Raw genomic sequence first — 3,208 nt, forward strand, 5'->3', positions numbered from 1 at the left:
TGTCTCCGCCTACGAGAACCCCGTCCCGGCCAGCCGAGGCATCGTCGCCGAGTCAGCGCGCCGGCTCGCCACCGAGTTCGCCACCGCCACCGACCAGTGGGGCGACACCCCGCTCTACGTCGCCGTCTGCCACACCCTCGCCGACGACACCGACGAAACCGGGGGCAAGCTGGAGCAGGCGTTCGGCAAGAACCGCACCTTCGCCGAGCTGCGCGACAGTCTGCGCACCGCCCTCACCGAGCGGGTGAACAGCAACTGATGCCCGTCGACCTCACCCCCGCACCGGCCCCGTCGCACGAGCAGGACCAGGCCGTCCTCGTGCTGCGCCTTGCCGGTCCCCTGCAGTCCTGGGGCGAACGCAGCGCCTTCAACCGCCGCGACACCCCGCCCCAGCCGACCAAGTCCGGTGTGGTCGGCCTGCTCGCCGCCGCCGCAGGCCGTCCCCGCGAAGCGGACATCACCGACCTGGTCGGTCTGCGCCTGGGCGTGCGCATCGATCAACCCGGCACCCTGCTGCGCGATTACCACACCGCCAGCGACTACCGGGGCAGGCCGCTGCCGCAGGCCGGTGTCAACGCCAAGGGCCTCCAGAAGCCGACTTCCCCGGCCAAGGACACCCACGTCACCCATCGCTACTACCTGCAGGACGCGGTGTTCGTCGCGGCCGTCCAAGGCCCGGCTGCCCTCGTCACGACGCTCGCCGAGGCCATCCGCCACCCGGCCTTCCCGCTCGCCCTCGGCCGGCGCTCCTGTGTCCCCATGCAGCCGATCGCCCTCGGCACGGTGCGCAACGGGTCCCTCGTAGACGTCCTCGCCGAAGAGCCGTGGCAGGCGGGGGAGGCCGCGAAGGCCACTTACCGCCGACGGGCCCAGCGTGGCCCGGAGGCGTCTTCCCCGCACCTCATCGACCTGGCCGCGACCTTCGACGACCTGTCCGGCGAGGACACCCTGCAGGACGTCCCATTGTCCTTCGCTCCCCGCGAACGCGGCTTCACCACTCGGCGGATCCGACACGCCTGGCTCACCGTCCCCACTGGCCTGCCCCCATCCGCCACGACCGCCGGCGGTGCCCGTCCGACCCACGACCCGTTCGCACTGCTGGGCTGGTGACCCGATGACCTACCTCTCCCGCGTCCGCATCAACCCCCTGCGCGCTGCGAGCCGCAACCTGCTCGCCAACCCCCGCTCCCTGCACGGTGCCGTCATGGCCGGTATCCCCGACAACGTCCCCGGCGACCGGATCCTGTGGCGCCTGGACGCCGAGCAGGCGCGCCGCCCCATGCTGCTCGTCCTCACCCCCTCCAAGCCGGACTGGACGCACATCGTCGAACAGGCCGGATGGCCCGACGCCGAAGGCGAGCATTACGCGATCCGCGACTACAGTCCGCTGCTCGCCGAGCTTGCCATCGGGCGCGAGTTCGCCTTCCACCTCAAGGCCAGCCCCGTCCAGAACACCTCCCAGCCGGAAAAGGCGAGCCCGCACCGCACCAAGACCGCCGCCGAACTCCACCACCGCTCCTACCGCATGGCCCACCGCACCGCCGCCCAGCAGCTCACCTGGTTCCTGGACCGCACCCACCGCTGGGGATTCACCCTCCCCGAGGCTCGGACCGACGACCCGGCCCCCGGCATTGACACGCCCACCAGCGATCCGTCGGCTCCCCGCGAGGTCCGCATCACCGATCGCAGCCGCACCACCTTTACCAAGCCCGGTACTCGTACCTCCGTCACCCTCACCACCGCCACCTTCGAAGGCCACCTGCGCATTACCGACCCCGGCTTGCTGCAAGCAGCCCTCCTCGGCGGCATCGGCCCCTCCAAGGCCTACGGCTGCGGTCTGCTCACCCTCGCTCCGCTACCCACCGGACACCGCTGACCGATGGCCGACATCTGGTGGAAAGCCCACCCCCACGACCTGCACCGCCTCGCCGACCGCGTCTCCAGCGTCTACGTCGAGCGCAGCCACATCGACCGCGACGAGAACGCCGTCGTCGTCATCAACAAACGCGAGACTGTGCGCGTCCCCGCCGCCATGGTCGCGGTCATGCTCCTCGGCCCGGGCACCCGCATCACCCACGGCGCCGTCAACCTGCTCGCCGACTCCGGCACCACCATGTGCTGGGTCGGCGAGCAGGGCGTGCGCATGTACGCCGCCGGCCTCGGCCCCAGCCGTGGCGCCAGCCTCCTCAACCGCCAAGCCTGGCTGGTGAGCCGCACCAAGGAACGCCTCGCCGTCGCACGGGCCATGTACCGCATGCGGTACCCGGGCGAGGACGTCAGCAGCGCCACCATGCAACAGCTGCGCGGCCGCGAAGGCGCTCGTATCCGCAAGCTCTACCAGGCCGAATCACGCCGGACCGCCGTCCCCTGGAACGGCCGCGTCTACAAGGCCGGCGACGCCCACGCCGCAGGCGACGACCTCAACCGCCTCCTGTCGGCCGCCAACGCCGCGCTCTACGGAATCTGCCACGCCGTCATCACCGGTCTGGGCGCCAGCCCCGGCCTCGGCTTCGTCCACACCGGACTGGCCACGTCCTTCGTCCTCGACATCGCCGACCTCTACAAGGCCGAATACACCATCCCCCTCGCATTCGACCTTGCCAAGCAAGGCCACACCGAGGAACGAGACGCCCGCCTCGGCCTGCGCGACCGGATCGCCCAGGACAAGCTGCTGGGCCGCATCGTCCACGACGTCAAGGCACTCTTGAGCCCGGACGGCACCGACATGCCCGACCTCGAGGTCAACGAACTCTGGGACGAACGCGTCGGCACAGTACAAGGTGGCGTCAACTGGTCGGACACCGAAGGCCCCACGACGGCCACTGTCTCCGACCCGGGAATGGGCGATGAGCATCTGGCCATCATCGGCCCGGAGTTCAACCAGGACACGAGCAGCCCATGACCGTCATCATCCTCATTGCAGCACCCGAAGGCCTACGCGGCCACCTCACCCGCTGGATGGTCGAAGTCAACGCCGGCGTCTTCGTCGGCACCCCCAGCCGCCGCATCCGCGACCGCCTCTGGGACCTCCTCGCCACCCGCATCGGCGACGGCCAAGCCGTCCTCGTCGAACCTGCGACCAACGAACAGGGCTGGACTGTCCGCACCGCCGGCAAGGACCGCTGGAAGCCCGTCGACTTCGACGGACTGATTCTCTCGGCCCGCTCACGCCGCTAAACCCGCAGGTCATGAAGTGTCGGCCCCGCAC

General features: G+C 70.3%; 4 protein-coding genes and 1 pseudogene. All 5 read left to right on the plus strand.

The window, feature by feature from the left end:
• Positions 1–259, plus strand: a pseudogene (locus tag AB0O00_RS33595) (type I-E CRISPR-associated protein Cas7/Cse4/CasC); the annotation flags it as partial.
• Positions 259–1,110: a type I-E CRISPR-associated protein Cas5/CasD gene (cas5e, locus tag AB0O00_RS33600; protein WP_363658307.1), complete on the plus strand. Its 852-nt coding sequence runs from the start codon at positions 259–261 to the stop codon at positions 1,108–1,110. The pseudogene AB0O00_RS33595 and the gene cas5e, both read left to right, overlap by 1 nt.
• 4 nt (positions 1,111–1,114) lie before the next feature.
• A complete protein-coding gene (cas6e, locus tag AB0O00_RS33605) occupies positions 1,115–1,876 on the plus strand; it encodes a type I-E CRISPR-associated protein Cas6/Cse3/CasE (protein WP_363658309.1) in 762 nt (253 codons plus the stop codon).
• A gap of 3 nt (positions 1,877–1,879) precedes the next feature.
• Positions 1,880–2,902, plus strand: a complete 1,023-nt coding sequence (cas1e, locus tag AB0O00_RS33610) for a type I-E CRISPR-associated endonuclease Cas1e (protein WP_363658311.1) — start codon at positions 1,880–1,882, stop codon at positions 2,900–2,902.
• The gene (gene cas2e, locus AB0O00_RS33615; RefSeq protein ID WP_331744407.1) at positions 2,899–3,177 is read left to right on the plus strand and encodes a type I-E CRISPR-associated endoribonuclease Cas2e; all 279 of its coding nucleotides are present in this window, start codon (positions 2,899–2,901) and stop codon (positions 3,175–3,177) included. Before cas1e ends, cas2e begins: the two co-directional genes overlap by 4 nt.
• The last annotated feature ends 31 nt before the right edge of the window (positions 3,178–3,208 follow it).

Origin of the sequence: Kitasatospora sp. NPDC093558, from assembly GCF_040683475.1 — a bacterium.
In the GTDB taxonomy this organism is placed as follows: Bacteria; Actinomycetota; Actinomycetes; order Streptomycetales; family Streptomycetaceae; genus Kitasatospora.